Consider the following 17,237-nt stretch of genomic DNA (forward strand, 5'->3'; position numbering starts at 1 on the left):
CAATGATGGAGCGCCGATGTCTCGGTGCACAATCCACGACAGAAAGATCGGTTTATGGAAGCTATGCAGGCGCTGGTGCTGACCAGCATCCAATTGCGCGACATGCTGACGGAGGCCGCAAAGCAAGGAGCAGCGCTCGCGGTCCAGGAACTTCGCGCCGACCTTCTTCAAGCACCGGAAGACGTCACGTTGCAAACGCTTCGCAGGTACCTCGCCGATCCTGCTTCTCTTGCCAATCCGCATGAACATTGGGCCGACAGCGGCGTCATCCGCCGGGTTCAATCCGCGGCAAGTGGCAAGCCCAAATCCACGGCCTGGTTCATGAAGTTTCAAAGGCAAACCGGCCTCAACCAATGTGCGACCCGGCAAAGTCCCGCCTACGGCCGGCGGCGAGAATGGACATTTGCGGACATCCGGCTGGCATGGGATGCTTATTACCGACGACGGTAGGGGACCGTGGAAGTGGCAATTGAAGAAGGCAAGTATCCGGGCCAATTGGCGTCTCCGCAGCAGATTCACGAACTGGCTGAGGAATACCGAAAGGCGGCACACCAGCTCCTTCCCCTCGGCCGGGCCGGCAAACCCCTCACCCGAGCTCCGTTCAGGCTATCGGCAATCCACGCGATCGAACTTTACCTGACCGCATTGTTGCTCCACCGCGGGCACAATCCCAATCAGATCCGAAAGATGCACCACGACTTGTCGGCGCGGACGGAGCACACCACAGCGGCAGGGCTCCGCCTTCGTGCGAAGACAGCCAAACACCTCCAGTCCCTCAGCCAGAACCGGGAATACCTCGTCACCCGTTACGGGCCAGAAATGTCCGCAACGGCCTCGCAGATCAACCGCCTTACCGCCACCCTTGAAGAGGTGGCGGTAAAGGTCACGGCATTGATCGCCAAATCCCCTAGGCAGCAGGTAGACCCAGTTGCCGCCGAAGCGGTTCAAGTTCGAGACTTGGCAGCCTCGTTGTCTGCGTCGCCCGTCAGTTGAGCGACGTGAGGCATTAGAAATACATCAACGAGGTACGCGGCGTAGTCCAATGAGATCGGCAGCATGGATGCGGTGATTTCATTGTCGATATAACTCTCGGCATCCCAATAGCTTCGAGTCAGTTCCTCATTGGCCGGTTCCATCCGCTCGATGAGCCTTTCAAAAGCGGCGTTAGCGGCATCGATAAGCACTGTACGGTCGGTCCCGGTGACAGGCAGCGACGCAATAACGGCATGGGAATCCATGACGATGTTTCCTTATGGGAATGGCGGTCTCTTACCTCAGCATTTTCGGTCGCCAGGCCGATGCTGGTTTTTCGTGTGGTGGCCAATCAACAATCATCGCGCCAGGCGCCACCTTATGCTCACATGCGCACCGGCAGGATACTCGGGAATCTCGCCGAAGCAACCATCCGCGTAGGTGGCTCAGCTAAAGATTTCCACCCTCACGAAAGGTTCATGATCCTTTGCTAATGGCCCCATTCGGGGGGACGTTCCATGGACGAAAATGGACCATACAGGGAAGCGTATCGCCTTGAGCGCATCGTACGCGGCGCAGCCAGTATCATCGTGACTTTCTATTCAGCCAAAGAGGCACGGACGGTCATCCCCAGCTTGAATGATAATTACCGGCTGATGCAGGGTGACAAGCAGATCTGGCCCAGCAAGGGTTCATCCGAACGCCATCGCTAGGCCTCAGGTTAGCGAAGCCGACTTCGATCGGCTAGAAAGACCTCCTGCCGGTTGCGGCGGGGCATCTTTTAGCTATCGGCAAGCGCCAGTTTCGACCGGATCGCGCCGATCGCGTTCACGATGGCATCCGCGGCATGAACGTCGAGAGCAACATCCAGGATACCTTCGGTCGTCCGTATCGACAGGATACCGAGAGTGCCTTGCTCATCCTTCACGGTGCCGACGTGGATTTCGGTTGGCACGAAAGGCCTCGCCTTATCCGTCCGCTTCATCGTTCACCTATGTTAAGGGGTGAGACACGATGGACGAAATGGGTCGCGCGTTCAAGCGGCCTTGGGTTGTGGCCAGCCCCTTCTCAATTCATCTTAGATGTTGCGACTGCAGTCGGGAAATCGTGCTGCCGCTAACCTTGAACGAGCTGGCCACTGCGCTTTTCGCCTCCCCGGCTGCCAGCCGTGACAGCGCTTCGACGCGTTGCTGCATGGACAGTTTCGGTTTGCGGCCAAATTTGACCCCCATCGCCATAGCGCGGGCGCGGCCGCTCGCCGTGTTCTCCAGAATCCTGCGCCGCTGCCACTTCGCCGCCCATCCCACCAAGAACAAGACTAGGTCGGACATTTCCGAGGTGGTATCGATGAACGGCTCGTCGAGGAGCCGGAGCCCGGCGCCAGCCGCCGTCACGGTTCGCAAGATACTGAGCAGGTCGAAGGGGTCGCGGGCCACCCGGTCGCTGACGACGGCATAGACTACATCGCCTGCCTTCAGGCCGCGCAGCAGGCGTTTGAGTTGCGGCCGGTTAGCGTCCTTGCCGCTTTGCTTTTCAAAGAAGATCCGCTGACAGCCTGCAGTCTGGAGCCGATCGATCTGCGCGGTTAAGTCCTGCGCTTCTGTTGAGACTCGCGCATATCCGTACTTCATTCACATGCGCCTCCCTGTTGCTTCAAAACTCACGACATTTGCAAGAGCCGTTACGGGGAAGCTTTTGCCTCTTTTTCGGCTTATCTGACAGCTACTTTGCTCAAAGCTTGAGCAGAAAAGCTCTCCGCGCGCGATGTGGGAGGCGTGCGCAAATGTCGTGAGTTTTGGTTAGAGGATCGGGAATCCCGTCCTCAGCAAGCAGGTGCTTCCTTGTCCCGCAGAGCCGCCACTGCCAGCCTCTTGGGTGGGCCTTCTCTTAGCGCGCATTCTCGCCGTCGAAGCAACGTTCGAATTTGGTCGACTGCGTGCCTATTGGCGCTCCCGATAGCGGGCTGCTCCGACAACAAACCCAAGCACATCACCGTGGATGCCTCTCAAATCCCGCTGGCTGATATCCAAACCCCAACCGTCATTGCGCAGGCCCGCCTCGACACCAATGCCGCAATCACCGGCGTCGACGCCGTGGCCGGCGGCGATGCTCCGATGCCGGTCGCCGATATCGAGAAGCGGCTGAAGACATTGGGGTTTGCGGTCGAAGTCAAGAAAGGCAACTTCCCATTGTTCTTCGGCAATGCGGTCGGCGTTCAACACGGGATTATCGACCCGGAAGGGCGATCGACGATCTCAGCCGCCAAGGCGTATTCGCAGGGGGGGCGCAACATCCTCGAAACCCTCAGGGTCGAGATGATTTTCAACCATGTGGAAGTGATCGACGACCAATGGGCAGTCGTCATCGGAGAGCTTCCGAAAGACATCCCCGGCCTGCCCGCTATCCTCCAACCCAACTTTGCGATGGTCGCCGATGACCACGGTTTGAATTCGGCCTTCGTAGGGCTTCGCCTTGCGCGTTTTGGCATCGATCTGCCGAGGACAAGCGACCGACGACCCCAAGACGCCCCCACCAGCGGCAAAGGCCTGTGTTTCACCAGGGCCGGTGACCCGGTGCCTGGCGAGGACTGCAAGGACGTGAGCGTGGGGTACCAGGCCAGCTACTACACACAGAGCAAAACCGACGTCACGCAGCAAGGCCGCTGCCATGGTGAGATCTGCACTTTGAGCCTGTACATCAAGGACAGCAAGCTGTTCCGGGACATCCAGAAGCAGCTCGAGCCCACAGGACGCGCCGCGTTCGTGAAGGCCTACGGCGAACCGGACCCGGAAAAGAAGTAGCCCTAGTCGGCGAGCAGGAGCGCGAGGGTGGATTCGGTACCCTCGAGAGGAACGCGGGCCGATAGCAAGTCCCGGCCCTACCCTCGAAGGGCCGGCCTCCGTCATCCGAAAGTCTCTCCCACATTCGAACCCCCAGCCCATTCCCGGAGCCGCCAATGCCGATTCTGCTCATCCCCGCCGGCCTGATCCTTGGCCTTCTCGTCGGCTATGCAAACCGGCCGTCCCATATCGGCTTTCAGATCCCGCTCGAGGTCCTGTTCAGCGCCAATCCGATGGACGCGCCCTTCCGCAGCGAGCTGATGACCCACCTCCTGTCCTATGGCGCGATCGGTCTTGTCGGGGGCGTCGTGCTCTTCGGCATCGTCCGCGCGTTCCTGCCGTCCCGCAAAGCCTAGCCCCAGCGGCTGCGAGCCGTTTCTTGTTCATCCTTTTGGAGAAGCCCTATGACTATCAGGAAAGCGATCTTGCTGGCATCGTGCATCGGCGGCAGCGCAATCGCCGCGCACGCTGGTCCCCAGGACAACCCGCAGAACCGTCGTATCGTCCGCGAATCCGTCGCGGGCCTTCTTTCACCTCTTGGCGTCACCGTCGACATGGTCGAGCAGATCGACCTTTGCCATTACCGTATCAAACGCCCGAACGTCGCGTTCCAGCGCCTCTATGACTTCACCAAGGCGAAGGATCTCTTCGCCTTCTACGGCTTGACCGACAGCTTTCCTGACGGAAAAGGCGACATCATGATTTCGGGCACCGACTCCAAATTCACCTGCATTGTCGGCGGGGATGGAGGCGATACCCCCCACGATTGCGACAGCAAGTTCGTGATTAAGGACGCCACTCTGAACCAGTTCATGAAGGCCCATACCGCGGCGGAGCCGATGTTTACTGCCTGTAGCGCTGACGCCCAGTACAAGGCCTGCACCCTGTATCGCGGCTGGAAGTGCGACAACTGAACCGCGGCGCTGTGGAGCTTCTCACGATGACAAAGATCCTTTCCAGGGTGCCGCTCGCCATCATGGCGATTGCTGCCAGTATCACCGCCGCCAGAGCCAAACCGCCGAAGCTAGGCGAAGCGGCCGCCACCTTAGCGATCACTGAATATGCCGAAAAGAACTGCCCAGGGCTCGCCGTCGACCATGCCAAGCTCACCGCCTATTTTCAGGCTGGTGGCTTCGCCACCGACCAGCTCAAGCAGACAGACAAGTACCAGCATGTCAGGGACATCGACCTCCCAGGCGACGTGGCCAACAGAGGTTCGGCGGCTGTCTGCTACGACATTCAGGCTTCATGGTACGTGCCAAGCGATCCGCTGCGCCACAAGATCGTCTTCAAACCATAAGCCCAGTGGCTTAATCATCTTCCCGGGGGAAGCATCATGAAAACGAAGTTGCTCGCAAGTGTCCTTGCCGGTGTGCTAATTTCAGCCTGCTCGGGCTCAAGCAGTCCTTTCGACGGGAAGTCGCCGGAGGAGGTCGCGATGTTTATTTTCGGCGGCTTCCAGAAAGGGACTGTTCGAAAGGACAAAGACTTTGAACTGAAGGTCCTGGCCAGCCAAGACAAGCCGCTCGTCCTCACCATCAACGGGTCTGCCCAAGGACAAAGCCGCGACGTGGCAACCTTTAGTGTGACCGATCAGGGCAACTGCTCGTTTTTGTACAGCGTGGTCGACAAAGGAGACCAGAATACATTTGGGACCTGGCAAGCGCGCATTGACCTTTCGGGCCTCACGGATGCCAAGCTCGTCTATGGTGGCCCCACCGACTCGATCGCGTTGTCTGGTTCAAAAATTCAATGTCTGGCCAGCGGTCGTCGCGAATGTGAATGGATGGGGAAGAACTTCGCCAAAGGCACAATGGTGCGGTTCGGACCGATCGACCTTGATGAGAAGCAAGACGGATACAGGGAACTCAAGGAAAAGATCCTTGGTGAGGCCGTCCAATACCTAAAGACCAAGATCTGCAAGATTTGACTGGCATACTCGGTTGGCCGCTCTGAGGACGATCTCCACAATGCGCTGTGCGGCACGGTGGAGCGCCGACATTCCGTCGTTACGGACGATCGGGTGGGTCGTGGGCGCAATCGGTCTGCTGTTAGCCCCCGCACAAGCCCAGGACGAACCAGCTCAGCCTGCACCCATCCAGAATTTCAAACTCGGCCGAATCGACGGATGCTTTCGGTATATCGGTGATGCGGTCGAGTTCGTCGGCCACTTCAAAGCCGGGAGCTACATCGGCATTTCCATGATCACCATCGGCCCCGATGGATTTCCGACGCCCGCAGCCGACGAAGAACGGGCGCCCGCAATGGACTTGCCGGAATGGAAAAGCGCATCGCCCTACTTCTGGTTCGGTCCGACGACAACCAGTCGGGACTACTCGATTACGTTTGTCCCTCGCGCAGTCTGGGGAAGTGCCGAGATCGTTACGATTTGTGGACGCCAAACGCCACCCGGAAGCTGAGATAAGAGCTCTATCCGCATTCTGGTCGCGGGCACTGCCGCGCAGCAATAAGAAATCCTTCTCCATCCGATCGACAACACCTGGCGTTTCTGCTTTGTATTTGCGCGGGTTGGGGATTTCAGATGTTCAAAACAGTCTTGCTCGCATCTCTTGTCGTGGCGATCAGTGTTGAGCCGTCGCTGGCCTGGCAGGCTAACACTGAAGGTCCTGACGTGTTTGGCGTCACCAAGGTGCTCGCCACCGAAGGTAATGACCGGGAATCTCTCGTTGTCCAATGTGACAGCAAAGACGTGCTCTTCGTCGCCTACATCATGCGTAAGAAGGAGTTCGACGCGGTCACGGAAGGCCCGGCGACCCTCTACCTGCAGGGTAACAGTCCTGCTCCATTGAAACTCGACGCGTCGATCCGCGCTTGGAACGACAACTACGCCGGGATTGTGGCCGTTGGCCGCGTACCCGAAGTGATAGCCGCGATTCAGGAAATCAAGAATACGAAGGGCAAGGTCAATGTCGGCTTCGACATTGCCGGAAACCGTGATTCCGCGAGCTTCAGCTCGCGCGGATCCAAAGCAGCTATGCAGCGGGTGATTGACAGCTGCAAGCTCTCCGACATTCCTCCGACTTGAGTTGGTTATGAAGCGGCTTCGATTAGCGGGAGCGACCGCCGCTCTGTTATTGCTGTCGGCCTGTGGTTCGATGACCCTCCCTGCGGCGGTCCGGCTATCGGACGGCACGTCGATGGTCGGAACGACCACGGCTGCTGTCTCCGGCGGAACATTCAAAGTCGCTACTGCCGATGGGTCGCTCAAGTGCAGCGGCACCTACAACGCGCTCGACACCTCGCCTACCATCTCGGTCCCCGTAACCTGTTCCAACGGGAAATTCGGTCGCGCGGTCGTTACTCGCGCCGCTGACGGAATGAGTGGGTCCGGTTATGTCGAAACCTCCGATGGCCGAACCGGTCAGGTCGCCTTCGGCAACAACGCAGACGTTGTCCTAGGCGCGATGTCGCCTTCGAAAGGCGGAACATCGCCAGCGGATATCGCGGGCGAAACAGGCGTTGCTGCCGCATCCGCGCAAAGCTCGGCTCAGGCTTCGCCTGGCAGCTACAAGCCATCGACGGGCTCTGGCTCGTCAGGTTGCGTTTCTCCCAATCAGTACGGCGCCATCAGCTGCGTCACTGGGTTGCCTAGAACCAACTATGTCAGGGGCTATTTCCGCAAGAACGGGACCTATGTGCGCCCCTACTATCGGAGCCATCGGTAAACGGACACATGGCGAGAACGCCGTACGAAATACCTTGAACGTCCGAGCCAGGAGGCCGCCTGGCGCTTCGGTGGCGGGCCCCTCTTGTGGGCGGGCGGGAGCGCGAGGGTGGGTGTGGGACCCTCGCCCTAAGCAACAAAGCCCGGCACCGTCACCGGCACCGGGCTTTCCTGCGAAGATACGGCTGACTATTCAGCCGCCTCCGCCATGACAGACGGTTCGGCCTTCCTCGTCCCGCGCAACGGCATCGGCAGCCAACCCTTCCCGGCCAGTTCCTTTTCGGCCAGAGCTACAGCCTCGTCCTTCGGCGAGCGCTCGACCGCTTTGGCGGCGGTTTCGGCGCATCCGGCCTCGCGCAGGATGTCGGCAATGTCAGCCTTGGACAAACGCGCCAGAAAGGGCGCTCCGGGCTCCCACCACCGCTGCATGTCCAATCCCACCGCCTCGCCAATCCCGTCCGCCTGGGCAAGCCTGCTGCGGCTGGCGTTGTACCGGGCTGTCACCGCGTTCAGGTTCGCGGCAGACACGACCGCCAACAGGTCGAGCAGGCGAGCGAGCTCCTGCTTCAACAGCCACGGCCACAGCTCTGCCGGTTCACCGGGAATATGGTGGCTCCAACCCTCGATGATGTCGTTCCAGCCCGACAGGGCACGGCAGGCATCCGGCTCCTTGATGCTGGTCGACAGGGTCAGGCATTCGCCCCGGACTTCCACGGCGGCATCCATACCCGAACGCAGCGCGTAGGCATGGAACGTGCGGCTCAAGAGTGGCATCAACATAGCCGCCAATGCCACCTCCGGTCGCGCTGCCAATTCCACGCGCATCGCCGCCGTGCGGATAGCGGTCAGTTCCTCTACCAAACTTGCGGAGAGGCCGCTCGCCTTGGTCTCGGCTTCCTCGTCACTCTCGGCCTCATCACCTTCTTCCTGCTCTCCGTCAGGTGCCCGCATCGCGGCAAGCGCCTTCTGGTCCTCAGGCTTCACGAGACCTTGAACGACCTCAAGCGCGCCATCGTAGCCGATGCCGACAAGGCACCCCGCCGCCGCCACTTCCTGCGGGTCGAACGACTGGCTGGCCGACTGGATGGCGTCGATGCGCGCAGACACCTCCTGCTGCCGCTGCTCGTCTGCCTCAAGCTGCGGGTCGCCCTCGTCATACCCGTCAATCCGCTCGGCAAGTGCGTCGAACTCTGCATCCAAAGCGTCAAGCTCCGCCTGCTCGCCTTCTTCAAGCGTCCGGTTGCGCATGTGGATACGCCCGAACCCGCCGCCATAGCTGATGTTGCTCTCAAGCGAGACCTCAGCCCATTTCCAGCCGCGCTGCCGCAGTTCCTCGGCCACGACCTCCAATCGCCCGCTCGCCAGCGTCACCAGCAAGGGCCGGTCGGTGAGATAGGTGGTGGCGTCTTCCGCGAACAGGTCCCGCAGCACCCCGCCCCCGGCCTGCTCATAAGCCTCCAGCCCGACATAGCGCGCTAACCGGTCGGTCGCCCGCACGTGCGCCTGCGTCAGGAACGCCCGCAGGCTGCGCGGGTCACGGTTCCAGTTGGACTGCTCGAACCATGCCTTCTCCTGCGCTTCGTGGTCGTCGCTGATGGCGAGCGCCCGCGCCTGCTCAAGGCTGATTTCATCGTCACGCATCACGTCAAGGATGCGCGGCGACAGGCTCGCCAGCTTAAGCCGCTGCCGGACGGTCACCACCGACTGCCCGAACCGGGCGGCGATGTTCTCGACCTCCGCGCCCTGCTCGACCAACTCGCGGTAGGCGGTGATTTCATCGACAGGGTGCATGCCGACGCGCTGCACGTTCTCCGCCAGCGAAATCTCCGTGTCGCTTCCCTCGGCTTTCATCACCACCCGCACCGGATAGTCCTTGGTGACGGTCACACCCTCGACACTGCGCCCGTCCTTCATCAGAAGGGTTAAGGCGTCAAGGCGACGGCCACCGGCCACCACTTCGTATTTGTTTCCTTTCTCCGCCTTGCGGACGACGAGGTTCTGGATGAGGCCGTGATGCTCGATGCTGGCGGCCAGGGCTACCCGGTCGCCCTTGTCTGTGATGCGCCGTACGTTGGATTTGCTCGGCACCAGCTTGCCGAGCGGGATGGTGGTTTCATTCGTGGTCATGGTCTTGCTCCTTGTTGCTCTCAGGTTGACCTGAAGGGTTCAGGCCACCTGAACCCCTGCCTCGCGGCGAGCAGCGGGGAGTGAGGGGGCAAGCCACGGCGGCGGAGGGGTATCCCCGGGCTGCACGGAGCGAAGCGCAGGAAGATGGGGGAGACCGCCGGCGGGGCTTGCGGGGAGAGAGGGCCGGCGCGCCTCTCTCCCAACCAAAGCAAAAAAGGGCGTACAAGGCGGAAGCACCGAAATGCCCTCCAGCGGGACCAAGTCAGTTCGGTGCTGGAGAAAGTTCGTGGCTCTGAGACCGGTTCAACAGGGCGGCCGTAGGAGCATCAGCATAGCGCCGCCGTCAGGCGGGATGCGGGACCGACAGCCCCCGGCGAAGGGCGCCGTATGACGATTCCACCCGCGGCCTAAATCTGACTTCGAGAATCGAATTCACATCCAGTTGGCGCGGAGGTATTTCGAGTGCTCAGTCTGAACTTTTGGGACTTTGGCGACCCCGGTGAGGCGGCAAATGCCGCCCTTAAGGTCTATGGTACGGATGCAGTCACTGCTGCGGCCCGTTGCGCGTTGAACGCTCATTTCGACGTGCGCGACCGTGACTACCGCTTTTGGTTTGCGGTTTTCCTTCGTCTCAAAGCCGATGGGATGCTACTCAGGTCGGTAGCACCAATAGCCTGCTCGCCAGACAGGATTTAGCTGCTCATCACTCCCATACGCGGGCATTGAGGCTCGGCGCCGGAGAACGTGCACACTGGCCTCATCTATGGCCAAACAACGGCAGACAAGAGCGGAGGCACAGAAACGCCCGCCAGCGAGACCAAGTCAGTCTCGTGGCCCTGAGACCGCCATAGCGGACCTCGCGGGCGTCAGCGCACGGCTCGGAGCCAATTGGATTGCTACTCCTTCACTGAAATGGACTTTCACCATTCTATTCCTTGCCAGTTTTTCCGGCGCTCGGACGCGGGACCGACCGCCGACGAAAGGCGCAGTTTTGCATCCGTACCTGTCGTCCATTAATATGCGGTAATGTTCAAGATCGCCCTCTTCCGTAACTTGCGACATTTGGATTTTGCCGACCCCGCAGCGCAGCGCAAATATGAGAGCAATCAAGTCTCGGGACACCAATCCCGAGATGGTCGTGCGACGTCTCGCCTACTCCCTTGGATATCGCTTCCGGTTGCACTCCAAAAGCCTTCCCGGCAAGCCAGACCTCGTTTTCCCAGGACGGCGTAAAATTATCTTCGTCAATGGATGCTTCTGGCACGGCCACGACTGTCGGCGCGGATTCCGCGCACCCAAGGATAACGCCGGCTACTGGGCGACCAAGATTATCGCCAACCGCGACAGGGACATTCGAACAGAGGCGGCGTTGAGAACCGCGGGATGGAGTGTCATGACGCTCTGGGAGTGCGAAACAAGGCGAGCAGGTCGGGCTCCGCTTGCTGAAAAGATCGCAGCATTCCTTGGTCCTATCGGCGGGCGGGTGTGTGCCTCGGAAATCACAGTTGCCTAACAAACGCCGGTCCGGCGTCGCAACGGGATTGAGATCAAATCGAGTACATTCTACAGCGAATCTGTTATCCCTTATTTGGCTGCGAGGACGATTCGACCTATGAACAAGGCCGTCAGACCCGAAGGATTCTCTTCCGCCGAAGCTGAAATAACGGACTCAGGCAAGGGCGAGTTATCGCCCCGGAATTCGCAGCCGAACAAACTCAAGGTAATTTCCCTCTTCGCCGGCATCGGCGGCTTCGACAGAGCGTTTGACGTTGCGGACGGCGATGTCGTGATGCAGTGCGAACTCGACAAGTTCTGCCAGACAATCTTGAAAAAGCACTGGCCTAAGACAAAGCGCGTTTCGGACATCAAGACGCTGATGCCCTCAGACATGCCGGAGGCGGACGTCTGGACCGCCGGTTTTCCCTGTCAGGACGTGTCGCTCGCGCGCGGCAATCATGGGCGCAATGGCCTCAAGGGTAATCACACCAGCCTGTTCTTCGAACTAATGCGACTAGTCGAGGCAAAACGGCCTAACGTCCTCCTGCTGGAGAATGTCCACGGACTCCTGAATTCCCATCAAGGATGCGATTTCGGCGTGATCCTCATGGAGTTGATCGACCGTGGCTATGCCGTGAGCTGGCGCGTCATGAACGCCCGCTACTTTGGCGTAGCGCAATCGCGGGCGCGCGTATTTATCTGTGCGTGGAAGGGCGACTATCACAGCGCTACGGAAGCCTTGTTCGAGCCGAAGGTTAGCGCGGCTCGCGGTTCGGAGCGTTTAGGCTTCATGAGCGAGTCCAAACATCGCTCGGGCGCCATTGTGCCACACGTCGCATATTGTGTCGCCGCAACTTCGGGTAGACATACAGGCAACGACTGGAGCCGGTCTTACATCTCGTACGCCGATGCAGTCAGGCGGCCAACGCCGACTGAGAGTGAACGCCTCCAAGGCTTCCCGGCAGGATGGACGATGCCTGACCCGGCTGTTCCGGAACCCGGGCGGGGTTTCGATTCCGAGCGGTATAAATCCGTAGGCAATGCAGTTGCCGTTCCCGTCGTGACCTGGATTGCCAAGCGGATCAGCGCAATCATCGCTGCTGGATTGCCGAGACCCAACACAATTGACTTACTCGAAGACGTGTTAAAACTCGCTCCAGAACTTCGGAACGGAACGCGCATTCTGTCATTCGCAGCTATCTCTGATCAGATAAAGGCCGGTAGCTTCGTTCGGAAATGGAAGAGCGGGGGTGTAGCCTGCCGTGACATGATCATCGAGGGGACTGCATCACCGGCACCTTCAAAGATTATTCAGTCGCTCTTCGTCAACGCCCTAGATGCTGTCCCGCCAGATGCCAGCTATTTTCTGACACCCAATGCTGCGGCAGGCATTCTGCGCCGTGTCAAAGTAGTTGGGCGGACGCTTTTCCAGCCCATGAGAGCGGCGTTGGAGAAACTGGTGCATTCCACCGGAGAATCACCCATAGTTGGTGACAGTGGCTCAGGGGGGAATAAGGTTGGCAAGCCCAGCATTCGTGCGGCTCGGCCCGTCGAGCGCAGCGATTTCAGAACAGCTAGACGCCTCCCCGGCAGGATTGAGATCCGCGCCGATTGAATTGACGTGCGGTCAGGTGCCGAGCGATTTCGATGTCGGCTCGACCGCGCTGATCTGGCTTGGCAGTAACAATAACAAGGGACAACCGACGCCTTGGGACCAGGGCATCCGGGCGATCGGCATCTGTTCCTTCAAGAAACTGACAGAACCCGTCGAGAAGCGGATTTTTGAGATCGTAATTGACGATGTCTTCGTCTTCCCCACAACGGTGAAGAAAGAGGACCTCCTTAAGAGTGCGCCGGACACCTATACTCAATTTTTAACCGATGCCTCGATTGTCGGTATCAACAACTATGCATCCCAAGTGGTGCAAATCCTAAAGCCGCAGGACCTGACGATCATCTGCGCGATGATCTCCAGTATCCAGCCAGAATCACGCGACGAACTTGAGAAACGCGTGCCCGGATCCAAGGCGTTCAAGTTGTCCTTGCCGGCTCAGAAGCAGGTTCAGGCCTCAGCCGAGACACCCGAAACGCCGGTCCAATCGCTCATTCCGGACAATGACGCGGTTTTGCTGGAGACCTATAAGCTCATCAACGACGACGACATGGGCGGCGTGATGCTGGTGGGGGCCCCGGGTACGGGCAAGACATGGTACGCTCGGCAGATTGCGCTGAAGCTGACGGGCGGCTACGATTCCCTGATCCGCGAGGTCCAATTTCATCCGTCGTACCAGTACGAGGATTTTGTCGAGGGCTACGTTCCGGATCGGGATGCCGGCGGCTTTCGCCTGATCGACAAACATCTTCTGACAATGATCTCAGCGGCTCAGAAAACGAACTCCAAGGTGGTCATGATCATCGATGAGTTTAGCCGTACCGATCCCGCTAGGGTGCTGGGCGAAACCATGACCTATATGGAAGGTTCCCATCGTGGAAGGGACTTTTTCCTGCCATCCGGACGTGTCGTAAACATCCCGAAGAATCTGGTTTTCATCGCGACTATGAATCCTGAAGATCGCTCGGTCGATGAGATTGACGCTGCAATGGAGCGTCGCTGGGCGAAGATCAGAATACCGCCGAGCGCAGACAAACTGCGCGACTTTTTGACCGACAACAAGATGGCTGGCCCGGCGCTCGGGGCGGTCGTCGAATTTTTCAACGAACTGCAATCTCACCTTGAACTCGGGCATGCGTTTTTCCGGACAGTGAAGGACGGGGAGTCGCTTCTGCGCGTCTGGGACACCCAAATCCACTTCGCCGTAAGGAAACGCTTCCGCTTCGATGCGGAGACGCAGAAAGCCGTCGAGGCGCTCTGGCAGAAATGCATTGCCGCGGTGACGGCCGCAGAGGCCTCTCCGCAGGGCAACACCCAGGCACCGGGCAATGCATAATAGTCTGGGGTCGTGGTAGCCGCCGCGCAGAAGGTCACCACTGTGGACGGCAAGACCGTCTACAGCGTCGATTCCAGGGCGGTGATAGAACTTGACCTCGCCGATCTCTTGGTCGACGGCGAGCTACCTATATTTCGCGAAGTTGAAGACAAGGGATTGCTTTCGCTGCGGTTCCAGCGGCGTAAGGCCATCATCGCAGCCGGCGGCTTCATTGGTCTAATCCCGCTGACGTCGACAGTGACCATCGAGGTCAACCCCAAGCTCCCGGTCCGCAACTTGGCGCGGGTGTTGGATGTTGCTCGCACCTCTTTGACGCCGCTCGCATCGGCCGACAGACTGTACCTCACAAATGCCGGCCCGACAGACAGCATCTTGGAGTTCCTTGGCCGAAATCTATTGGATGCGGTAAAGTCACTCGATCTCCTGGGTCTGCATAAAGAATATCTTCGGTCTGCGCGAAGCACCACTCACCCCTCGGGCCGCATAGACATTTCAGCGAGCCTTCAACAGCACTGGTCCAAGGGACAGCTGCACAAGGTCGTGGCGCAGCGATTTGAACAGACGTCCGACGTCCCGGTAAACCGGGTCATCAAGTCAGCGACGCGGTTTCTACTCCAGCGACTGCGGGCAACGTCCCCTACTTCCATTGAGCTGATAAAAAAAGCCAACCAGGCTTACTTTCGCTTTCCTGCCACAATCGGAGACATGAGCATTGCCGATCTCCAGGGTGCCAAGGCGACGATCCAGCGCCGCCAGCTTCCGGCTCAGCGTGACTACTATTATCGCGCTTTGGAAATCGCCGTGCTGATCCTATCCAACGGTGGCATCGCGTTACAGGAAAAGGGCAGCGACGTCCTTCTGCGCAGTTTCGTCGTCAATTTCGACGATCTCTTCGAATGCTACATTCGCCGTGTGCTCCAGTCATTCTCAACCAATGACGTTCGGGTATACGACGGCAATGTTGAGCGGAAAAAATATCTGTTCGAGAACACGAAGGTTCACCACGCACAGCCCGACATCGTCGTGGCGTCGAGCATCACTGCCAAGACCGTTGTGGCCGAAGTCAAGTATAAGGATTTGCCGAAGCGCGAGGACATCAACCAGGCGGTGACTTATGCAGTATCCTACGGCACGGCACAGACCGTGATCATCCATCAGGTTAAGCCGGGCAGTCCGTCAGGCGTAAAGCACATCGGTAAGATCGGAGGGATTTCGGTTGAAGCTTACGGCTTCGACTTAGACAGCGTGGATCTCCCAACAGAAGAGCAAGCAATGGCGGAGGCAATCTTCGCCATGACCGCCTGACATCGGATCGGTTGATCGGGGCAAATTCCCCAAATCAGCAACATAGGCATTGTATGACGCCGGCCAACTGCCGATAAGCAGCCGCCAACCCTGACGGTCACAGTTGCGGCTCGGCCGCAGGGGATGCCGCATCGAACCCTTTCCCTCGCCAACGACGATCGTTAGAAAGGAAAAATGCTCCAGCCGCCGCTCGACCCAGATGTCGCCGACGAGGCGCCAACTTCTCCGGTCCTTACGTACGCCTCCGGCGAAGCTTCACCGGATGAGTACGTCCTTACCGGCTATGACGAAGAACGTCTGCTAACCTACATTCGCCTTCTTGACGCAGCCGCCGACGACGCCGATTGGCGGGAAGTTGCCAAGATCGTCCTGCACATCGACCCTGAGACCGAGCCCGAACGTGCTTTCCGGGCCTGGGAAACGCATCTTGCGCGTGCGCGGTGGATGACGACGAACGGCTGCAAATATTTGCTGGCAGGTGGCGCCCCGCATTGAGATATTGAGCGGCTAACTCGCGAAAAGCTCCTTGTAACCCGTCGTCATCATCCAGTTCGCCCGGTCGAGGTGGCTGCGGGCGGCTTTGCGAGCGCGTTCCGGCTCAAGTTCAGGATCGATGCCGAGGATCTCCAGTGCCATTTCCTCGTAGGTGGCATTATCCGCACCGAAGTCCAGAAACTGCATATAGGTTGTGAAATGCTCCCTGTCGTACGTGGTGAGACTATCCGACCATGGGACTTCGGTCGGAACGGCTTTGTCCGACGATTGGCGTGATTTGAATACCATCGACATCTCGCTTTCGATCAACAGCCCACCCTTACACGCCAGAGTAGCGCCGATTGGGACGCTTTCAACCCCTCTGGCTTTAGTTGGGAATTCGATCGGCTGGACTCGGTCGATCTCGCCCGCAGGGCTATTCACGCGCAACAACGCTCAGCTTTTTATCGAGCTGGGGATCAATGTAGCCTTCTTCCAATGCTCTTAGAATCAGCTTCATAGCGGCTGCCTGCATAACCCCGCGGTCGTCCTCGGGAAGTGAATCGAGAACAATTGCAATTGTGGCCGGATCTTCAGAAAGGAGTGAGGGAACCAGCTCCTCATCAGGGGTGATTCTCTCCGTGCCGATGATCTCGGCCATGATCGGCAAATAGAATTTTCGGACATGGTCCTTGTGATAAGTATCCGCCTGTTCAATCTTCTCCAGCATTTCCTCGTCACCGGCGTAGGCCTCACGTATGGTCAAGAGGACAGTTTCTCGTATCCGGTCAGCCTGCACGGCTACATCTTTCGCCGGGCCGCCCGCGCTCACGGCAAATCGGATCAGTTCGTCGAGGGCTGTTCGAGCTTTATGCAAATCTGCAACTGTCATCGGCGAAGGCAGCTCTCCGATTTCCCTTGCGAGACTGGACAGCAAGCTCCGGGCCAATAGGGACCTATCGCTGTCAGCCTTCTTCGCCTCAGAAAGCTCTTCTGCCGAAACAATTCGCCTGGACGGCCCAAAATATGGATTGTGCCATCTTTTGATCAGATAGGCTTCGCGCGCGCCGGGGTTGTCCGACCATTCCAGTTCTTCTTTTTCAGCTAAATGGGGGCCCCTGGGCTCAGCTTTAGCTCCATAGATCGCATATGTGACGGCCTCTAAGCCGGCGGCCTCCCGCTCGGCAGGTGTCTTGGCCTTGCCCCACTGGGCGCCGAGCCGCTGAATCTCTTGTTCTTCCTCAAATTCCCGTAGCTCTTCTCCGCCCGCCTGTTCCGCCCGGAACCCCGCAACAAAGTCTCGCCAGAGCTTTCTGATTCCCACTGGGTGTCCCCCGGCCTTCGCGCTGAATCGTCCAATCGGCATGGGCGGGCACAGTAGCAGATTAC

At 59.0% G+C, this 17,237-nt stretch carries 21 protein-coding genes; 15 read left to right on the forward strand and 6 right to left on the reverse strand.

Features of this window, described 5'->3' with window-relative positions:
* Nucleotides 1-54: 54 nt before the first annotated feature.
* Both EN804_RS02190 and EN804_RS02195 read left to right on the forward strand, forming a co-directional pair.
* The gene (locus tag EN804_RS02190) at nt 55-450 is read left to right on the forward strand and encodes a hypothetical protein (RefSeq protein WP_135918601.1); all 396 of its coding nucleotides are present in this window, start codon (nt 55-57) and stop codon (nt 448-450) included.
* A 12-nt stretch (nt 451-462) separates the two neighbouring features.
* Nucleotides 463-993 carry a hypothetical protein gene (locus EN804_RS02195; RefSeq protein WP_246693343.1) on the forward strand — a complete coding sequence of 177 codons (531 nt, stop codon included), beginning with the start codon at nt 463-465 and terminating at the stop codon, nt 991-993.
* Here EN804_RS02195 and EN804_RS02200 read toward each other — a convergent pair.
* Complete coding sequence (locus EN804_RS02200; protein ID WP_135918602.1) at nt 945-1,238, reverse strand: hypothetical protein; 294 nt, start codon at nt 1,236-1,238, stop codon at nt 945-947. The two genes, EN804_RS02195 and EN804_RS02200, sit on opposite strands and share 49 nt — an antisense overlap.
* 252 nt (nt 1,239-1,490) lie before the next feature.
* On the opposite strand from EN804_RS02200, the gene EN804_RS02205 reads away from it, so the two are divergent.
* The gene (locus tag EN804_RS02205) at nt 1,491-1,685 is read left to right on the forward strand and encodes a hypothetical protein (RefSeq protein WP_127229655.1); all 195 of its coding nucleotides are present in this window, start codon (nt 1,491-1,493) and stop codon (nt 1,683-1,685) included.
* A 68-nt stretch (nt 1,686-1,753) separates the two neighbouring features.
* On the opposite strand, the gene EN804_RS02210 is transcribed toward EN804_RS02205, so the two are convergent.
* Entirely contained in the window at nt 1,754-1,927 is a 174-nt protein-coding gene (locus EN804_RS02210; protein WP_245514649.1) for a hypothetical protein, read from the reverse strand.
* 118 nt (nt 1,928-2,045) lie between these two features.
* Nucleotides 2,046-2,603, reverse strand: a complete 558-nt coding sequence (locus EN804_RS02215; protein ID WP_135918603.1) for a recombinase family protein — start codon at nt 2,601-2,603, stop codon at nt 2,046-2,048.
* A gap of 363 nt (nt 2,604-2,966) precedes the next feature.
* Here EN804_RS02215 and EN804_RS02220 point away from each other — a divergent pair, with 363 nt between their 5' ends.
* From EN804_RS02220 to EN804_RS02250, 7 genes are all read left to right on the forward strand, one after another.
* On the forward strand, nt 2,967-3,773 hold the full coding sequence (locus EN804_RS02220; protein WP_145972884.1) for a hypothetical protein: 807 nt from the start codon (nt 2,967-2,969) through the stop codon (nt 3,771-3,773).
* Nucleotides 3,774-3,928: 155 nt separating this feature from the next.
* Nucleotides 3,929-4,168: a hypothetical protein gene (locus EN804_RS02225; RefSeq protein ID WP_135914719.1), complete on the forward strand. Its 240-nt coding sequence runs from the start codon at nt 3,929-3,931 to the stop codon at nt 4,166-4,168.
* A gap of 48 nt (nt 4,169-4,216) precedes the next feature.
* Entirely contained in the window at nt 4,217-4,726 is a 510-nt protein-coding gene (locus EN804_RS02230) for a hypothetical protein (protein ID WP_135918605.1), read from the forward strand.
* Between the two features lie 26 nt (nt 4,727-4,752).
* Nucleotides 4,753-5,112 carry a hypothetical protein gene (locus EN804_RS02235; protein ID WP_135918606.1) on the forward strand — a complete coding sequence of 120 codons (360 nt, stop codon included), beginning with the start codon at nt 4,753-4,755 and terminating at the stop codon, nt 5,110-5,112.
* Between the two features lie 36 nt (nt 5,113-5,148).
* Nucleotides 5,149-5,742, forward strand: a complete 594-nt coding sequence (locus EN804_RS02240; RefSeq protein WP_135918607.1) for a hypothetical protein — start codon at nt 5,149-5,151, stop codon at nt 5,740-5,742.
* Nucleotides 5,743-5,842: 100 nt separating this feature from the next.
* Nucleotides 5,843-6,232 (forward strand): hypothetical protein, encoded by a 390-nt coding sequence (locus EN804_RS02245; protein ID WP_135918608.1) that lies wholly within the window; start codon nt 5,843-5,845, stop codon nt 6,230-6,232.
* Nucleotides 6,233-6,354: 122 nt separating this feature from the next.
* Nucleotides 6,355-6,858: a hypothetical protein gene (locus EN804_RS02250; RefSeq protein ID WP_135918609.1), complete on the forward strand. Its 504-nt coding sequence runs from the start codon at nt 6,355-6,357 to the stop codon at nt 6,856-6,858.
* 828 nt (nt 6,859-7,686) lie between these two features.
* Here EN804_RS02250 and EN804_RS02255 read toward each other — a convergent pair.
* Entirely contained in the window at nt 7,687-9,624 is a 1,938-nt protein-coding gene (locus EN804_RS02255; RefSeq protein WP_135918610.1) for a ParB/RepB/Spo0J family partition protein, read from the reverse strand.
* Nucleotides 9,625-10,693: 1,069 nt separating this feature from the next.
* Here EN804_RS02255 and EN804_RS02260 point away from each other — a divergent pair.
* The 5 genes from EN804_RS02260 (at nt 10,694) to EN804_RS02280 (ending at nt 15,869) form a co-directional block, all read left to right on the forward strand.
* Nucleotides 10,694-11,137 (forward strand): very short patch repair endonuclease, encoded by a 444-nt coding sequence (locus tag EN804_RS02260; RefSeq protein WP_281404916.1) that lies wholly within the window; start codon nt 10,694-10,696, stop codon nt 11,135-11,137.
* A gap of 99 nt (nt 11,138-11,236) precedes the next feature.
* Nucleotides 11,237-12,736 carry a DNA (cytosine-5-)-methyltransferase gene (dcm, locus tag EN804_RS02265; RefSeq protein ID WP_135918612.1) on the forward strand — a complete coding sequence of 500 codons (1,500 nt, stop codon included), beginning with the start codon at nt 11,237-11,239 and terminating at the stop codon, nt 12,734-12,736.
* A 16-nt stretch (nt 12,737-12,752) separates the two neighbouring features.
* Nucleotides 12,753-14,069, forward strand: a complete 1,317-nt coding sequence (locus EN804_RS02270; RefSeq protein WP_135918613.1) for an AAA family ATPase — start codon at nt 12,753-12,755, stop codon at nt 14,067-14,069.
* Between the two features lie 42 nt (nt 14,070-14,111).
* Nucleotides 14,112-15,374: a hypothetical protein gene (locus EN804_RS02275; RefSeq protein WP_189524426.1), complete on the forward strand. Its 1,263-nt coding sequence runs from the start codon at nt 14,112-14,114 to the stop codon at nt 15,372-15,374.
* 174 nt (nt 15,375-15,548) lie between these two features.
* On the forward strand, nt 15,549-15,869 hold the full coding sequence (locus EN804_RS02280; RefSeq protein ID WP_135918615.1) for a DUF2285 domain-containing protein: 321 nt from the start codon (nt 15,549-15,551) through the stop codon (nt 15,867-15,869).
* A gap of 12 nt (nt 15,870-15,881) precedes the next feature.
* Here EN804_RS02280 and EN804_RS02285 read toward each other — a convergent pair whose 3' ends face one another.
* Entirely contained in the window at nt 15,882-16,157 is a 276-nt protein-coding gene (locus EN804_RS02285) for a DUF2285 domain-containing protein (RefSeq protein WP_135918768.1), read from the reverse strand.
* Between the two features lie 127 nt (nt 16,158-16,284).
* On the reverse strand, nt 16,285-17,172 hold the full coding sequence (locus tag EN804_RS02290; protein ID WP_135918616.1) for a hypothetical protein: 888 nt from the start codon (nt 17,170-17,172) through the stop codon (nt 16,285-16,287).
* Between the last annotated feature and the right edge of the window lie 65 nt (nt 17,173-17,237).

This window comes from Mesorhizobium sp. M8A.F.Ca.ET.161.01.1.1 (assembly GCF_004792105.1).
GTDB lineage: Bacteria > Pseudomonadota > Alphaproteobacteria > Rhizobiales > Rhizobiaceae > Mesorhizobium.

Excerpts from the sequence above, each read along its gene's own strand:
- EN804_RS02235 (WP_135918606.1), top strand. The coding sequence starts at position 4,753 with ATGACAAAGATCCTTTCCAGGGTGCCGCTCGCCATCATGGCGATTGCT.
- EN804_RS02280 (WP_135918615.1), top strand. The coding sequence starts at position 15,549 with ATGCTCCAGCCGCCGCTCGACCCAGATGTCGCCGACGAGGCGCCAACT.
- EN804_RS02190 (WP_135918601.1), top strand. The coding sequence starts at position 55 with ATGGAAGCTATGCAGGCGCTGGTGCTGACCAGCATCCAATTGCGCGAC.
- EN804_RS02250 (WP_135918609.1), top strand. The coding sequence starts at position 6,355 with ATGTTCAAAACAGTCTTGCTCGCATCTCTTGTCGTGGCGATCAGTGTT.
- EN804_RS02230 (WP_135918605.1), top strand. The coding sequence starts at position 4,217 with ATGACTATCAGGAAAGCGATCTTGCTGGCATCGTGCATCGGCGGCAGC.
- EN804_RS02255 (WP_135918610.1), bottom strand. The coding sequence starts at position 9,624 with ATGACCACGAATGAAACCACCATCCCGCTCGGCAAGCTGGTGCCGAGC.
- EN804_RS02285 (WP_135918768.1), bottom strand. The coding sequence starts at position 16,157 with ATGGTATTCAAATCACGCCAATCGTCGGACAAAGCCGTTCCGACCGAA.
- EN804_RS02215 (WP_135918603.1), bottom strand. The coding sequence starts at position 2,603 with ATGAAGTACGGATATGCGCGAGTCTCAACAGAAGCGCAGGACTTAACC.
- EN804_RS02200 (WP_135918602.1), bottom strand. The coding sequence starts at position 1,238 with ATGGATTCCCATGCCGTTATTGCGTCGCTGCCTGTCACCGGGACCGAC.
- EN804_RS02225 (WP_135914719.1), top strand. The coding sequence starts at position 3,929 with ATGCCGATTCTGCTCATCCCCGCCGGCCTGATCCTTGGCCTTCTCGTC.
- EN804_RS02240 (WP_135918607.1), top strand. The coding sequence starts at position 5,149 with ATGAAAACGAAGTTGCTCGCAAGTGTCCTTGCCGGTGTGCTAATTTCA.
- EN804_RS02205 (WP_127229655.1), top strand. The coding sequence starts at position 1,491 with ATGGACGAAAATGGACCATACAGGGAAGCGTATCGCCTTGAGCGCATC.
- dcm (WP_135918612.1), top strand. The coding sequence starts at position 11,237 with ATGAACAAGGCCGTCAGACCCGAAGGATTCTCTTCCGCCGAAGCTGAA.